Here is a 16069-nt window from a genome sequence, read left to right as displayed (position 1 = left end):
AAAGGTGAATAAGCCGCAGGGTCTTGTTCTGGGGGAACAATTAGATGTCGGACGGGTCCGGGACCAGCCACCGTGCTGCCCACCTCGAGCTGGACGAGCAGATGGCCGCCCGGCTGCGCGCCACGCTGCCGCTGGTCGCCGAGCGGACGGTGACCGCGATCACCGCCGAGGTGCCCGCCTACTCCGGCACCCTCACCGGGCAGATGCGGGAGAAGATCGAGAACGCGGTACGCATCGCGCTGGGCACGTTCCTCAAGCTCATCGGTCGCCCCGAGGCGGCTGACCCGAGCACCCCGCTGACCCCGGCGCTGGAGGCGGCGTACGCCCTGGGCAGCGGCGAGGCCCGCTCCGGCCGCAGCATGGACGCGCTGCTGGCCGCGTACCGGGTGGGGGCGCGGGTGTCCTGGCGGGAGGTCTCCACCACCACCGTGCGCAGCGGGCTGCCCGCCGAGACCGTTGCCGACTTCGCCGAGCTGATGTTCGCCTACATCGACGAGCTCTCCGCCGCCAGCGTGGCGGGCCACGCCGACGAGCTGGCCACCGTCGGTCGGGCCCGGCGACGGTACCTGGAGCGGCTCACCCAGCAACTGCTGGCCGGCGAGGCCGAGGACGTGCTGCGTCGCAGAGCCGAGCGGGCAGACTGGCCCGCGCCGCAGACGCTGACCGTCGTGCTGCTGCCCCGCAGCAGTCTGCGCACCGTCCTGACCGCACTGAGCCCGCACACCCTGGAGAGCGGGGAGGACCTACCCGGGGTGGGCCCGGCCGAGGAGTTGGCCGTGCTGCTCGTGCCGGACGTGCACGGCGGTCGGCGGCGGCAGCTCACCCGGGTACTCAAGGGGCACCGGGCGGTGCTGGGGCCGGCCCGGCCGTGGCACCGGGTGGCCGGGTCGTACGAGCGGGCCACCCGGGCGCTGTTGCTCGGGCTGCGAGGCGACGACGCGGACACCCCGCTGGACACTGAGCAGCACCTCGCCGAGCTGCTGCTCAGCACCGACCCGGAGGCCCTGGCCGACCTGCGCTCGCAGGTGCTGCGCCCGCTGGCATCGCTGCCGCCGGCCACCGCGCACCGGCTCGCCGAGACCTTGCGCGCCTGGCTGCTGCACCAGGGCCGCCGCGACGACGTGGCGGCGGCCCTCTTCGTGCACCCGCAGACGGTGCGCTATCGGATGGCGAAGGTGCGGGAGCTGTTCGGCGACCGCCTGCACGACCCGGCGACCGTGCTGGACCTGACGCTGGCCCTGGCGGTCCTCCCGACCCCGCAGGAACCGGACTGACCGCGCCGACGGGCCGGCGGGCCGGTGTGAGCGTCGGGATCACGGGGCGCGCAGGATGAGCGCGACCGCCTCCCGGACAGAGGTGTTCCGCGTCGGCGGCCCGACCAGGTGATCGAGGACCCGGGCCCAGGACGGCACCACCAGCAGGTGGCCGGCGTCCGGGACGACCTCCAGTCGCGCGTCGGGCAGCGCGTCGCGCCACCACCGGCCGTGCTCCGGACGGGCGAGGGCGTCATCGGCGCCGTACAGCAGCAAAGTGGCCGCGCCCACCTGGCCGGGGGTGAAGCCCCAGGGGCGCAGCGCGTACCCGGCGATGTCGTCGACTATCCCCCGCACACCCTGCGCGAACGCCTCGGCCAGCATGTCGCCGAGCCGGTGGGCGGCGCCGGGGGCGTCCAGCGCGGCCTGGTCGGCCGGACCCGCCCCGAGCAACGTCCGGTACCCCTGCGGGTGCTGCGGATCGGCCGGGACCACGCCGGCCAGCGCGGCGTCGAGCTGGGCGCGGACCTGGTCGAGCGGCTGGCCACGCAGCGCCGCCAGCGTGTCCCGCTGCCCCGGGTCGATCCAGGGGAGCTCCTCGTCGGGGGCGGGGGTGGCCAGCACCACGAGCCGGCTCACCAGGTCCGGCCGGCGGGCGGCCAGCGCGAGGGCCACCCGGCCCCCGCCCGACCAGCCGACGACCGGCACCGGGCCGAGTCCCCGCTGGTCGAGCACGTCGGCGAGGTCGTCGGCGGCGGCCGGCACGTCCGCCCAGCCGGTGGCCGGGTCGGAGCCGCCGTAGCCGGGCCGGTCGAGCGCGAGCAGGGTGACCCGGGCAGCGCGGGTGGCGGCCGGGTCCGGGTCGAAGGCGCCCGACCCCGGGGCGGCGTGGCAGAACACCACCACCCGGTCGCCGGCCTCCGTCCCGAGCCGATGCACCGCCGCCCGACGGCCGTCCCTGAGCGTGACGATCTCCCCGGTGCTGGACATGCGGCCGAGTCTGGCAGCGACCGTCCGTCGCTGAGGCGCAACACCCGGTGGTCACCCGATCGGATGAACCCGCCCCGGGGCGTCGCCCGGCGGGTCGGGGCGGGTCAGGCCGGGCCCGCCCGACGGACGGCGGTAAACAGAGCGGCGACGGCCACGACCAGGCAGCCGCCACCGGCCAGGGCGAACGTGAGCGAGGCCCCGTGCCGCTGGGCCAGCCAGGTGAACCCCGCCGCGCCGATGCCGCCGAGCGAGAAGTGAATCGTCCAGAACGCGGCGGTGACCCGGCCGAGCAGGTGCTCCGGCGTCACCTCCTGGCGCAGCGACAGCGAGCAGATGCCGCCGACGCTCAGGCAGCCGAAGTAGACCAGCATCAGCGCGCCGGCCTCGACGGGCCGACGGGTCAGCGCCAGGGCCGCGACGGCGACGCCGGTGACCGCGACCGCACCGATCCAGCACGCGCCGAATCCGAACCGCCGGCGCAGCCGCGCGACGAGCAGCGACCCGGTCACCGTCCCGGCCGCCCCGGCGGTGAGCACCAGGCCGACCGTGCCGTCGGGCTGGCCGAGACCGTGCTTGAGGTGGTAGATCAGCACGTCGTCCATGCCGTAGGTGAACAGGAGGAAGACGGTCAGCAACCCGGTCAGCGGGCGCAGCACCGGGTGGCGGAGCAGGAACCGCGCGCCGGCCAGGAACTCCGCCCACGGCCCCGCCCGGTCCTCGGCGCCGGCGAGCAGGGCGACCCGCCGGGGCAGCCGCACCAGCACCAGCAGCGCCGCGGAGAGCCCGAAGCTCGCGGCGTTGACGGCGATCGCGCCCGCCGGGCCGAGCCAACCCGACACCACGCCGGCCAGCGCCGGCCCCGCCACGGAGGCCAGAGCGGTGCCGGCGTGCAGTCGGCCGTTCGCCTGGGTCAGCTCCGCGTTGGTGACCAGGCCGCGCATCGCGGTGACGGCGGCGACCTGGAACAGCATCCCGACCGCCGCGGCCAGCGGCAGCAGCACGAACAACGGCCAGATCGGCGGGGCCGGTGCCAGCCACCACACCACAGGGATCGCCGCGAAGAGCAGCATCCGCACCACGTCGGCACCGATCAGCAGCGCCCGCCGGTCGAACCGGTCCACCACGACCCCGGCGAAGAGGCCGGCGACCACCGCCGCCGTGCCGGAGGCACCGGTGAGTAGGCCGGCCGTGGCGATCGAGCCGGTCGCGTCGAGCACCAGCAGCGGCACGGCGAGCTGTGAGAACGAGTCACCGAGCACGGAGAGGATCTGCGCGGACCAGAACGCGTTGAAGCCGCGGTTGCGCCACAGCGAGACGGGTGCGGCCGGCACCCCCGTAGTGACCGTCACCGCGCCGAGCCTAGCCGGCCGTCGCGTGGTGGGCGGGTCACGCGCGGGGGTCGCGCAGCCCCACGCATTCCAGGCCTCAGAAGGCCGACGCGTTTTCGAGCGGGCAGGACGGCGATTCCACTCCTCTTTCGACTCGTCTTACGGAGTCGCATTTCTTACACAGGTCAATTCCTGGACCCACCGAATGTGGATTGTGCGAATACGATACTTGGGGTGAAGGAGATTCACGGGCGTCAGCCATGGCCGGTCCGCATCCGCGGGCAGAGCGGCCAGATTCTCGGCAGCGGGACACTCCTGGGTGACCGGCACGTCCTCACCTGTGCTCACGTCGTCGACAGCGCGGCCGGCCGCCGGGGCGCGGCAGCCGACGCTCCGCCCGCCACCCGCGTCACGATCGACCTGGTCCGCGTTCCCGGCCTGCCATCGCGGCGAGCATGGGTGACGGCCGGCGGCTGGGTGCCGCTGAACGCGGACGGTCGGGGCGACGTCGCCCTGCTCGAGCTGGTGGAGCCCGTCCCCGGTCAGCTCGGCGCCGAGCTGCGGCGACGGGAACTGTGGATGAGGCGCGTCTATTCCTTCGGTTTTCCGAAGGACTTCAGCGAGGGCGAGACCGTCCACGCCCTCCTCGACGGCCAGGCCGGGCCGGGCGGCGAGCAGGTGCAGATGACCCGCACGAACCGGGGGCTCTGGGTGCGCGGCGGGTTCAGCGGTGCGGCGGTGGTCGACGAGCAGACCGGTCAGGTGGTGGGCATGGTGGTCAACCACTACACCGATCCCGACGCCGGCCGGTCATACATGATCCCGGTCGAGACGATTCTGCACCACGTGCCCGCGGTCGGGGCGTGGGTGGTCGGCGGCTCGTCGGTGGACGAGGAACTCGCCTCGATGAGCGCGACCCACCAGGACGACAGGGTTGCCCTCGGGATCGCCCAGCTCTACGAGCGCCGCACCGCCGAGAACGTCCTGGTGATCGTCACCGGCCCCCCCGACTCCGCGGTCTCGGCCACGGTGAAGCGGGCCGTGGTCCTCTCCAACCGGCAGCTGGTGCCGGTCTCCGCCGGCCCACTCGCCGCCGACGAGGACCCGACCCTGCCTCCGCTGGGCAGCATCGACCTGGCGCTGGAGGCCTCCGGCAAGCGGCCCGAGGAACTGGTCGAGCGGATCCTGACGTACGTCGACGCGGAGGAACCGACGGCGGGCCCGGTCGGTGACCTGCTCGGCGCGGCGGTGCCCCGGTCGGTGCTGATCGACGGTGTGGACGAGTCCACCGACCCCGAGCTGCTCCTCGCCGACGTGGTCGGGCCGATCGTCGACCGGGCTGCCGACCGCGACCTGCGGGTGGTGCTGGGCTTCCGGGGTCCGGCGGTGGCCTTCCGGCTCGCCCTGCTCGCGCGCCGGATCGCAGGGCTGCGCGTTGCCGAGGGCCGGGCCCGCGCGCACCGCCACGAGTTGGAGGCGCATCTCACCGGGCTGCCGCGGGGGCCCGCCCGGGCGACCCGGCTGCGGATCCGGCTGATCGCCCTGCGCGCCGCCGCCGGGCAGCCCGACCCCGGCTCGCTGCCGCAACACCTGGCCGTCGTGGAGCGGGAGACCGACCGGGCCCTGCACGACGTGACGGGGCTGCGGCGGTTGCTGGCCGCGCGGGCGTCGGAGCACCAGCAGCTGCGGGGGCTGCTGGATGCACAACGGGCCCGTGCCCTGGGTGCCGGGCTGACCGAACACCAGGTCCTCGGGGCGTCCTACCGGCGGGCCCACGACCTGCTCTGGGTCGGCCCCTGCGACCTCGCCGAGGCCACCGCCGTCGTGCACGCGTACGCCGACGAGGTCCGCAGTGCCCTCGGCGACCGCCAGGAAGGAGAGCCTTCCTGATGCGCTGCCCGCGTACCCCGGGATGTCCCGGCACCGTCGACGCCGACGGCTTCTGCGAGGTGTGCGGCCTCGCGGCCCGGCCCGTCCGGCCTGCCCCGTCGGAGGCTTCGGGGGCCGCAGAGCCGGTCGGGGACAGCTCCTGGACCGTGGCGAACCTGGTGCCCCTGCCGGTGCTCTCCTTCCCGAGGCGCGGCCAGGTCTCGGCCCCGATGTCGGTGCCCGAGCGGCATCGGTCCTGCGCCCAGTGCGGCGGACCGGTCGGTCGGGGCGGTGCCGACCGGCTCGACCACGGCTACTGCCCTGCCTGCGGCACGCCCTTCGCGTTCGTGCCCGCCCTGCACCCCGGCGACCTCGTCGCCGACCAGTACGAGGTGGTCGGTTACCTGGCCCAGGGCGGCCTGGGGCAGGTCTACCTCGCGGAGGACACCCACCTGGACCGCAACCCGGTCGCGTTGAAGCGGCTGATCAACAAGACCAGCGCGGAGGCGCTGACGATCGAGGTCAACGAGCGGCGGTTCCTCACCACGCTGGACCACCCCAACATCGTCCGGATCTACAACTTCGTCACGGCCGAGGACCGGCTCTTCGGCGGGCGGACCAGCTACATCGTGATGGAGTACCTGGCCGGGATGTCGCTGCACGAGCTGCGACGGGCCGCCGTTCAGGACCGGCCGGGCGCCTCGCTGTCCCTGGTGGAGATCCTCGCCTACGGCCACGAGCTGCTGACCGCGCTGGAATACCTGCACGGCAAGGGGCTGCTCTACACCGACCTGCACCCGGGCAACGTCATCCGCACCTCCGACCGGATCAAGCTGATCGACCTCGGCGGGGTGCGCCGGGCCGACGACGACGTCAGCCCACGGATCCGCACTCCCTACCCGTACCGGGTCAGCGAGGAGGAGATGGCGACGCACGGGTCGACGATGCGGTCGGACCTGTACTCGGTCGGGGTCCTGCTGGAGGAGCTGAGCGCGGTCCTCCCCCGCCCCCTCGCCCCCGATGAAGAGGGCGCGGTCGGGGCGGAGTCCTTCCAGCGGCTGGTCGGCCGGGCCAAGGCACCGTGGCGTCGCCGCTTCGCCTCCGCCACGGAAATGTCCGAGCAGCTCAGGGGGGTGCTGCGCGAACTGCTGCCGGCTCTGCCTGCGGACCGGCCCCAGGAGCCGTCCGCCGTGTTCGCGCCGACCCCGGCGCTGCTCGACGCAGGTCTCGGCGCGGTGCCACCGCTGGCCGCCTGGATCGACCCGGCCGCCGGTGGCCTGCCGCATCACGGCCGGCCGGACCCGGCCGCGGTGGCCGTCGGCCTGCCGGTGCCCCGGCCCGCGACCGGCGACCCGGCCACGCCGACCCTGGCCCTGATCGGCCCCCTGGACGCCCGCGGCCTGCTGGCCCGACTCGCGGCCGTCGAGGCGGACTCGGTCGAGCTGCACCTGGCCCGCTGCCGGGCCCACCTGGAGCTGGCTGAGCCGGGCCCGGCCGGTAGGGCACTGGCCGCCGCCCGCGCGCTGCTCGACGAGGACGCCGCAGCCGACTGGCGGCTGGTCTGGCACGAGGGACTGCTGTCGCTGGCCCGCGCCGACGTGGCCGAGGCCACGAAGATGTTCGACGGGGCGTACCGCGAACTGCCGGGCGAGGTGGCGCCGAAGCTGGTCCTCGGCTACTGCGCCGAGCAGCGGGGCGAGACGCAGCGGGCGGACCGCTACTACCGCGAGGTGTGGCGTCGGGACCGGTCGGCGGCCAGCGCCGCCTTCGGGCTGGCCCGGCTATGGCTGGCCAAGGGCGACCGCACGACGGCGGTGACGTGCCTCGACGGGGTGCCCCCCGTCTCCCGGCACTACGACGCCGCCCGGATCGCCGCCGTCCGGGTGCTCGGGACCTGGCTCGGCGGCGAACCGCCCGAGGCGGCCCAGCTCAACGAGGCGGTACGCCGCCTCGACGACCTACGGCTGGACGGGGGCACCCGGCACGGGGAGACGCGGGACCGAATGACGGCGGCGATCCGGCAGGCGGCACTGGACCGGCTGCTGGCCCATGGGGCCGGCGGGCTGGCCGGCGGCGCGACGCTTGGCGACAAGGTGTCGGAGCGGTCCGTACGGAGGTTGCTCGAAAGGTCGCTGCGCGCCCTCGCCCGCCAGTCGCGCACGCCCAACGACCACGGTCTCCTCGTCGACCGGGCGAACGCGGTCCGGCCACTGACCAGACTCTGACCCGGTGAGGAGCAACACGGTGCCCAGCAGACTCGACTTCGACCTGAGGGTCGACCACGACCGGTTCCTCTCCACGAAGGACCGCCACCTGCACGCGATCCTCACCGTCGCCGCCCGGGCCGGTGCGGCCGACGCCGGCGGGCGGGCGGCCGGGGCGGGCCACGCCGAGGTGATCGTCATCGACTGCTCCGAGTCGATGGCCTACCCACGCACCAAGATCACCGCAGCCCGACGGGCGACCGCCGCGGCGGTCGGCACGCTTACGGACGGGATCCACTTCGCCGTGGTCGAGGGGACCCACGAGGCGCGGACGATCTACCCCCGCCAAGGTGGCCTTGCCGTCTCCTCTCCCACCACCCGGGCCGAGGCGCGGCAGGCGGTGGGCCAGCTCGTCGCGGCTGGCGGCACGGCGATCGGCACCTGGTTGGAGTTGGCTCGGGAACTGCTGGCAACGCACCCGACGGCGATCCGGCATGCCCTGCTGCTCACCGACGGCCGTAACGAACACGAGACGCCGCAGCGTCTGGCGGAGGTGCTGGCGGGCTGCGCGGGGCAGTTCGTCTGCGACGCCCGGGGCGTCGGCGACGCCTGGGAGCCCCGCGAGCTGATGCGCGTGGCCGAGGCGTTGCACGGCACCGCCGACGCGGTACGCCGGCCCGCCGAGCTGGAGGCCGACTTCCGGGAGACCATGCGGGCTGCGATGGCCAAACAGGTGGCCCGGGTCCACCTGCGGATCGACCTCGTGCCGCCGGCCCGGGTGCTGTACTGCCGGCAGGCGCACCCCACGGTGATGGACCTGCCTATCATCCCGCTCGATGCCCGGACCGCGGAGTGCGCGACCGGTTCCTGGGGCGAGGAGAGCCGGGAGTACCACCTCTGCCTGGAGGTCGACGGGACGGACCGGCCGAAGGGCGAGGACCTGCGGGTCGGCCGGGTCGACCTGCGGGTGGACGACGTCCCGGCCGCGCGGCCGGTGAACATCCAGGCGCACTGGACCGACGACCTGATGCTGTCGAGCCGGATCGATCCCCGGGTCGCCCACTACACCGGGCAGGAGGAGCTCGGCCAGCTCATCGCCGACGGGTGCGACGAGTACGACCGGGGCGACCGGGAGGCCGCGCTCGGGCTGTTCGGCCGCGCGGTCGAGCTGGCCACCGCAGCCGGGGACGCCTTCCACCTGGAACAGCTCGGCCTGCTCGTCGACGGCATCGGCACCGGCACCATACGGCTGCGCGACAACCTGACCCGGCTCGACGTGATCAATGTGGCCGTCCAGTCGTCGGTCACGATGCACGACGGTGGGCCGGAGTCGGTGCCGTCGCCGCCCGCGCGCGCCGATTCCGGCCCCCGGCTCTGCCGCTGCGGCCACCGGTCGCCGCCGGTGGCCCGCTTCTGTGAGCGCTGCGGTGAGCGGCTCCCGACCGGCGACGAGGCCGGGCCGGTGCCGGCGTGAGCGCAGACGGGCCGACCAGCGCCACCCGGCGAACGCTGCTGGGGCTCCTCGCCGCGCTCCTCGTCGGCACCGTGGTCGCGCTCGCCGGCTGCCTCGCGGTCTTCCTCGGGGTGCACCGGACCACCGAAGCCGCCCACAATCGATCCGTACCGGCGGTTCTGGCCGTGGACGACGCCAAGGTCGCCCTCCGCGAGGCGCACGGTGCGGCCCTGACCAGCTTCTCCGGCGGCACCCGCCTGCTCGCCGATGCCGGGGAGGACTACCAGAACCAGATCGCCCGCGCTGGCCAGCACCTCGCCCAGGCTGCCGAGGACAACGCCGCGGGGGAAGACGGCAGCCGGGACATCCAGGTGGTCGAGGCGTCGGTGGTCACCTACACCGGGCTGGTCGAGCGGGCCCACGCGCACTTCGCGGACGGCCGCAGCGCGTTGGGCACCTCCAAGCTGTGGGACGCGTCGACGTTGCTCGAGGAGATCCTGCGCCGCCTCGACCAGCTCCGGACCACGCAGCTCGACGCCCTGGGCGGCCAGGTCGACGGCACGTGGACCAAGGGGAGGATGACGCTGCTCTGGCTGGTGCCGGTGCTCGTCCTGCTCGCGCTGCTCGGAATCGCGCAGGGCTTCCTGCGGCGACGGTTCCGGCGCAGGCTCAACGTCCCGCTGCTGCTGGCGACGCTCGCGACGGTGCTGATGGGGGCCACCGCGGCGCTGAGCCCGTGGTCGACGCACCAGCTCGCCGACGCCCGGTCCCAGACCCAGCAGGCCACCCGGGACCGTGATGCGCAGCTCGCGGCGCTGGCCGCCCGGAACGCCGACAGCCTGGCCACCCTGCTGCGGGACGTCTGCGGGACGCCGGGCTGCCCGGACACGATCGCACTGGTACGGGCCGTGCGGCCGATGCCGGCCCCGTCCGCGAGCGGTCTCACCGCGGCCGACGCGGAGCAGGCCGCCTCCAGGCACGGTGGGGACGCCACCAGATCCGCCGAGCGGGCCGCCGACAGCCGGGGCGGGGTGGTCGTCCTCCTCGCCACGGCCCTGTTCGCACTGGCGATGGTGGTCCTCGGCCTCCTGCACCGCCTAGGGGAATACAGGTATCGACGGCGATGAGACGTTTGGCATTCATCCTGGTACCGGTCATGCTGGCCGCCGCCGGCCTCGCCGCCTGCGCGCCGATCCGCAGCGTGAGCATCGTCGCGTCCTGGACCACGGGCGACGACGGCGCCACCGGTGAGGAGGCCGAGCGTCTGCGCCGCGACAGCGAGGCCGGGCCCTTCCTCTCGGTCCTGGACGCCTTCACGAAGGAGACCGGGATCACGTACGACTACAAGGGCACCCGGGACGTCAGTCAGGTCCTCCGGGCCGGAGTCGACCGGGGCCGACCGCCCGACGTCGCGGTGCTGCCCCGCCTCAACGACCTGCAGACGTACGTGCAGAGCGACGAACTACACACGCTCGACGACGTCCTCGCCCCGGCACTGGCCGACATCGCGCCGCAGTTGCTGCGCCTGCGGGGCCCGCAGGACCCGGGCGAGCGGGTCTACGGCCTCTCCATCGCCGTCCACGCCAAGAGCCTGGTCTGGTACGCGTCGGGCTCCCCCGCCGCCCCGTCCCCGGCCAACCCGCCGACGACCTGGGCGGAGCTGATCGGGCTCACCCGCGACATCCAGGGCCGCGGGGGCGTGCCGTGGTGCCTCGGGATGGCCGCGCCGCCGCTGTCCGGCTGGCCCGGCACCGACTGGATCGAGGACATCCTGCTGCACCGGTCCGGTTACGCCGTCTACCAGAGCTGGGCGGCGGGGGCGCTGCCGTGGCGGTCGGCGCAGGTGCGGGCGGCCTGGCAAGCGTGGGGCGAGCTGGTGGGGTCCGGCCGGCACACCGGCAACACCCTGCTGACCAACTTCGACGTGGCCGGGCTGGGCATGTTCACCTCGCCCCCGACGTGCTTCCTCGACCATCAGGCGTCGTTCCTCGTCCGGTCCTACAAGCAGGCGCAGAAGCCGCCCGCCGGCCTCGACTTCTTCCCGTTCCCACCGTTCGAGCCCACGGCAGCCAGGCCGGCGCGGGAGATCTCCGAGGACGTGATGGGGATGTTCCGGGACACGCCCGAGGCCCGGGAGCTGATCCGCTACCTGGCCGGCGAGCCGGCCCGCCAGGTGTGGCGGGAGGCAAGCGGCCACCTGGCCTTCACCCTCAACGCCAACGCCTACCCGACGCGGTACCCGGAGGGCCTTCCGCGCCGGATCGCGCAGACCCTCACCGGTGGCACGCTCTGCCGTGATGCCTCCGACATGATGCCGGCGACGATGACCACGGCGTTCCAGTCAGCCGCCATGCAGTACCTGGACGATCCCGGGCTGCTCGACAAGCTCTTGACCGAGCTCGATACCGTGCGAACCCGAACACCGAAGGACAAGTGGCTGACGCTGAGCTGTCTGCACGCGCGGCGGTAGTCGGCCGAGGAAAGGACCTGATCGATGAGCGAGGTGGTCGAGTTCGCCCTCGACGGCGGCGGCAGCGTGCGGGTGGCCGTGGACGACACGCCGGGTATTGCTCCGGCCTCCGCCGATGACGTGCTCCGCAAGGCCGGAATGAGCTTCAACCGGGCGATCGGCCAGGCGCGCGACGCCGCGTCCGCCGCGTTGACCGAGTTCCGGTCAATGGCCGACCGGCCGGACGAGGTGGAGATCACTTTCGGGGTGCAGCTCACTGCCGAGGCGGGCGCGCTGATCGCCCGCACCGGCGTGCAGGGGCAGCTCCAGGTGACCGTGCGGTGGCACCGGTCACCCGGTGCCTGATCGACGATTCCGCACGTCGACCCCGACAACCGGGCGGAACCTCCCTTACGGGGACGGCGCGTCGACGAGTTCGGCCGGATCGAGCCGTAGTGTCGCGAGCAGCCCGACGTGCTTCTCAGATTCCATCCACTCCGGCAGCGAGAGCTCGACCCAGTCGGCCCTGGCATGCTGATCCCGCCCGCGGAGGGCCTCGACGACCCGATCTCTTGCGATCTTCATGGTCTACTCCTTCGTGACGCCGTGGAGACGGCCCTGGCTCCCTCCCGGTTCGGAAGGGGTAGCGGTGTGGCCCGCCTCGGGCGGTCCGGGGAACTCCTGCGCCGGCCGACGGGCCGCGTGGTCGAAGTGCCGTCGTGGTCGCCGACGGAGCTGGCGAGCGCTCACTCTCCGTCAGGGGCCGGTGGCTGGCAGGCCACCGGGGCTCGGGCGACATCACCACCGTACGCCTGATCGGGTGGCGAGGCCGGTCAGGGCCCTCGTCCTCGGTCAGGCCCGCGTGCTGCGAGATCGCCGCCCGCCACCGTGTCGCCGTGCAACTCAACCGCGAGGTGACGGAAATCGGACACCCGGAACATGGCACCGCGTCCGATCCGGTCACGCGGTGGAAAGCGGCTCGGCCGATCCGGCGAGAACGGTGACCCGCACATCCGCGCAGGCTACTCGGTCCGCTGACGCCGATCCGGTTGGTGGAGCGGAGCTGGATGCGAAGGTGATCTGGCCCACCGGTGGGGCCGAAATTGATGTCGATCGGGCGGATTCCGGCCGGCCGGGCGTACACAAGGGACGGTCGCCTCCTACGGTGACTTCCGGCACGCCGGAGGATGGACGCTACCGGGAATCGACCCGGTAGCGCGGTTCGGGCGTCTACAGGGGGTTCTTTCGATGCACGTTCGGAGCCGCGTCATTGCGGGTCTGGTTGTCGGGACTGTCGTGTTGGTGGGTCAACCGGCGGCGGGCAATCCCGTCAACAACATCACGCGCACTGCCGTTCATCTGGGCGCACTCGCGACCCAACCGGCGCCGGGGCACACCCGGCTGGTTCCGAGCACGCCGCGCAACGACGTACCGAGGATCACCGACGGTGAGATCACGGACATCGAGCTGATCGGAAACCGGGTCTTCATCGCCGGCTCCTTCACCTCGATCGCCAACGTCGGCGCGACGCCGCTGGCGCAGCCGGCGCTGGCCGCGTACAACATCGACACGGGCCTGGTCGACACCGCCTTCCGGCCGACGTTCGACGGATCCGTCGAGGCCGTGGAGGCCTCACCGGACGGCTCGGCGCTCTACGTGGCGGGGTCGTTCAACACGGTCGGTGGTCTCACCAAGCGTAAGATCGTGCGGCTCGACCCAGCGACCGGTGCGCCGGTCGCGGCGTTCACCGCCCAGGGAAACGGACGCGCGACCGCGCTGGCCGTGAGCGACACCGCGGTGTACGTGGGCGGCCAGTTCACGAAGGTCAACAACGTGACCCGCAACGGGCTGGTCGCGCTCAACCCGACCACCGGGGCGGTTGACGGCGGGTTCGACCTGCCCCTGTCCGGCGGCATCGGCGTCGGCGGCATGCTCACCGTGCAGCAGCTCAAGCTGACGCACAACGCCAGCAGGCTGCTGGTCGTCCACACCGCGCGGCAGATCGCCGGTCAGGACCGTTACGGCGTCGGTCTGGTCGACACCGCCACCAAGGCCCTCCTGCCGTGGCGCACCCGCCTGTGGGAGGACAACCTCTCCTTCGTCGGCGGCATCCAGCGGGTCTTCGCCGGTGACATCGCACCGAACGACTCCTACTTCGTCGTCACCAGCGGCTCGGGCGGCGACCGCCCGCCGATCAACGACACCGCGATGGCGTTCCCGGTGGCCGGCAACGACAACGTCGAGCCGATCTGGGTGTCCCGCCACTTCGACAGCATCTACTCGGTCGCCATCACCGAGGCGGCCGTGTACGTCGGCGGCCACTTCAGTTGGCAGGAGTCACCGACGTCGAACGTCCCGTGGCCCGGCCTGGACAACGTCGGCTACGGCACGGGCCAGGGGCTGAGCGGTTACGGCCTCGGCGACCAGGTGGTCCGCCGTGACCACCTCGGCGCGCTCGACCCGACGACGGGCACGGCGCTCGAGTGGAACCCCGGTTCCAGCTCGTACGAGGGGGAGAAGGCGATGCTGGCCACCTCGCGGGGCCTCTTCGTCGGCGGCGACGGCAACACCAAGAACGGCCTGCCGGTGGGTCGGGTCGGGTTCTTCGACCTCAGCCAGGAGCCGGCGGCATCTCCGGTCGACACGACGATCGTCACGCCCATCGAGGGGAGGGTCGAGACCGCCAACGCGTCGTTCGTGATCGACGGTCAGGCCACCGCGCCCTCCGGCGTCTCCAAGGTGCAGCTCGAGATCCAGAACCGCGGCTCCAAGAAGTGGCTGCAGGACGACCTCGTGACGTGGGGTGCCGCCAACACCATCCTGACGACCCTCGCGGCCCCGAACGCCTCCTCGACCTCGTGGTCCCTGCCGGTCTCGTTCCCCGTGGGCGAGTACCAGCTCCAGGCCAAGACCTTCGGCGTCAACGGCACGAGCGACGCCACGAAGGCCATCAAGAAGATCGAGACGTTCAGCTTCGACGACCTCCCTCCGACCACGAAGATCAGCTCCCCGGCCGCCGGCCTGCTCGCCACCCGCACCTTCGTCGCCACCGGCACCGCCACTGACGACAAGGGCGTCAGCGCCATGACGTACTCGCTGCGCACCCCGGACAACCGCTACCTCCAGGACGACGGGACGCTCGCCCCGGTCTACAACACCTTCCGCGGCGAGCCGGACGTCATCGGCGCGGTGTCGACCACCTGGCAGTTCGAGGTGGCCCTCCCCGTCGAGGGCGAATGGCGGCTGACCGCCACCGCCATCGACACCACCGGCCAGAGCGACCTGCGCGGCGACACCCGGGACTGGATCGTCTCGGCCACGGGTGTCGCGCCGACGGTGACCGTGAGCACCCCCGTGCCCATGACGCCACCCGTCGCCGCCGCACCGATCACCGTCACGCCGGGCGGCGCGATCACCTTCTCGGGAACCGCCGGCGACGACGGCACCCTCAAGTCCGTCGAGGTCTACCTGCGCAACAACTCCACCCGCGAGGCGTTGGCCGCCGACGGCACGTGGGGCGCCGACTCGGTCGCGGCGTACCACCGGGTCTCACCGACGAACCTGAACGCCGCGTCGTACAACTGGTCCTATACCTCGGTGCCGCTCACTGCCGGCGTGTACGACTTCCGGGTCCGGGCCACCGACAACCTGGGCCTGACCACGACGACGGCGAACCTGGGCCGGCTCACCGTCACCGCCCAGGTGCCCGGGGACGCCTTCCCGAACGGTCGGTTGAACTTCACCGGTGTCGACCAGAACATCACCGGACTCCACCTCGACCTGGCCGGCACCGCGACCGACGATGTGGGCGTGCAGGCCGTGCGGGTCGCGCTGCGTGACCTGGACACCGGCCGGTACGTGCAGCCCAACGGCACCATGGCGGCGAGCTTCGCCACGGTGACCGCCACGCTCGCCTCGCCCGGCGCGACGAGCACCACCTTCACCCTCTCGATCGACCTGCCCACCAAGGGCGAGTACAGCGTCGAGGCGTGGGCCGTGGACACGGCCGGTCAGTGGGACGGTTCGACCTCCGGCGCCACCGCCCGGTACCTGGTGTACCCGGGCGACCTCGATCCACGGCTGGAGCCGAGCCTCGTCCCACAGAACGGGGAGGTCTACACCGACTCGCGAATCGTGGTCACCGGACGCGCCGTGGACGACGTCGGAATGCTGCGGGTGGACGCCCAAATCGTCAACAGCGCGGGCCAGGGGATGAACGCCTCCGGCGTGTTCAGCACGCCGAACGTCCCAGGCAACTCCCCCTGGATCTCGACCTTCCTCACCAGCCCGGGATCCCCGGGGTCGAACTTCGCGTACACGTCACCGGTGATCCCGGCGGGCACCTACACCGTCTCGATCAGGGGAACCGACATCTACGGGCAGGTGCAGCAGCCGCCAACGACGGTCTCCGTGACCGTCAGCTGAGCGATCGGCCGTGGACCGATCCGGGTGGGGAGTTGTCCCCCGCGGATCGGTCCGCGGTCAGCGGGCCGGAAGAGCCGTCACGGCGGGAAGCCGGGCGG

The 16069-nt window shown here is 72.9% G+C and carries 11 protein-coding genes; 8 read left to right on the top strand and 3 right to left on the bottom strand.

Translation table 11 applies throughout. The features are described 5' to 3' along the window. Nucleotides 1-44 precede the first annotated feature (44 nt). Nucleotides 45-1274 (top strand): helix-turn-helix domain-containing protein, encoded by a 1230-nt coding sequence (locus SNR22_RS09335; RefSeq protein WP_320066108.1) that lies wholly within the window; start codon nucleotides 45-47, stop codon nucleotides 1272-1274. Nucleotides 1275-1313: 39 nt separating this feature from the next. Here the strand turns inward: SNR22_RS09335 and SNR22_RS09330 are convergent, their stop codons facing one another. Together SNR22_RS09330 and SNR22_RS09325 are read right to left on the bottom strand one after the other, a co-directional pair. Continuing rightward, a complete protein-coding gene (locus SNR22_RS09330; protein WP_320066107.1) occupies nucleotides 1314-2243 on the bottom strand; it encodes an alpha/beta hydrolase in 930 nt (309 codons plus the stop codon). Between the two features lie 104 nt (nucleotides 2244-2347). Next, a complete protein-coding gene (locus SNR22_RS09325; protein ID WP_320066106.1) occupies nucleotides 2348-3592 on the bottom strand; it encodes an MFS transporter in 1245 nt (414 codons plus the stop codon). Nucleotides 3593-3805: 213 nt separating this feature from the next. Between SNR22_RS09325 and SNR22_RS09320 the strand changes: the two genes are divergently transcribed. The 6 genes from SNR22_RS09320 to SNR22_RS09295 are packed head-to-tail and all read left to right on the top strand — an operon-like array spanning nucleotide 3806 to nucleotide 11912. Continuing rightward, on the top strand, nucleotides 3806-5461 hold the full coding sequence (locus SNR22_RS09320) for a serine protease (protein ID WP_320066105.1): 1656 nt from the start codon (nucleotides 3806-3808) through the stop codon (nucleotides 5459-5461). Then, on the top strand, nucleotides 5461-7665 hold the full coding sequence (locus SNR22_RS09315) for a serine/threonine-protein kinase (RefSeq protein ID WP_320066104.1): 2205 nt from the start codon (nucleotides 5461-5463) through the stop codon (nucleotides 7663-7665). The genes SNR22_RS09320 and SNR22_RS09315 overlap by 1 nt, the downstream gene beginning before the upstream one ends. 19 nt (nucleotides 7666-7684) lie before the next feature. Continuing rightward, nucleotides 7685-9118 carry a VWA domain-containing protein gene (locus tag SNR22_RS09310; RefSeq protein ID WP_320066103.1) on the top strand — a complete coding sequence of 478 codons (1434 nt, stop codon included), beginning with the start codon at nucleotides 7685-7687 and terminating at the stop codon, nucleotides 9116-9118. After that, a complete protein-coding gene (locus SNR22_RS09305) occupies nucleotides 9115-10224 on the top strand; it encodes a hypothetical protein (protein ID WP_320066102.1) in 1110 nt (369 codons plus the stop codon). The genes SNR22_RS09310 and SNR22_RS09305 overlap by 4 nt, the downstream gene beginning before the upstream one ends. Then, nucleotides 10221-11567, top strand: a complete 1347-nt coding sequence (locus SNR22_RS09300; protein WP_320066101.1) for an extracellular solute-binding protein — start codon at nucleotides 10221-10223, stop codon at nucleotides 11565-11567. The genes SNR22_RS09305 and SNR22_RS09300 overlap by 4 nt, the downstream gene beginning before the upstream one ends. Before the next feature lie 24 nt (nucleotides 11568-11591). Continuing rightward, the gene (locus SNR22_RS09295) at nucleotides 11592-11912 is read left to right on the top strand and encodes a CU044_2847 family protein (RefSeq protein WP_320066100.1); all 321 of its coding nucleotides are present in this window, start codon (nucleotides 11592-11594) and stop codon (nucleotides 11910-11912) included. A gap of 45 nt (nucleotides 11913-11957) precedes the next feature. On the opposite strand, the gene SNR22_RS09290 is transcribed toward SNR22_RS09295, so the two are convergent. After that, on the bottom strand, nucleotides 11958-12131 hold the full coding sequence (locus SNR22_RS09290) for a hypothetical protein (protein WP_320066099.1): 174 nt from the start codon (nucleotides 12129-12131) through the stop codon (nucleotides 11958-11960). A gap of 717 nt (nucleotides 12132-12848) precedes the next feature. On the opposite strand from SNR22_RS09290, the gene SNR22_RS09285 reads away from it, so the two are divergent. After that, nucleotides 12849-15971, top strand: a complete 3123-nt coding sequence (locus SNR22_RS09285) for an Ig-like domain-containing protein (protein ID WP_320066098.1) — start codon at nucleotides 12849-12851, stop codon at nucleotides 15969-15971. Nucleotides 15972-16069 lie beyond the last annotated feature (98 nt).

Origin of the sequence: Micromonospora sp. RTGN7, from assembly GCF_033804645.1 — a bacterium.
GTDB lineage: Bacteria > Actinomycetota > Actinomycetes > Mycobacteriales > Micromonosporaceae > Micromonospora.
This window is presented reverse-complemented; position numbering and strand designations above follow the sequence as displayed.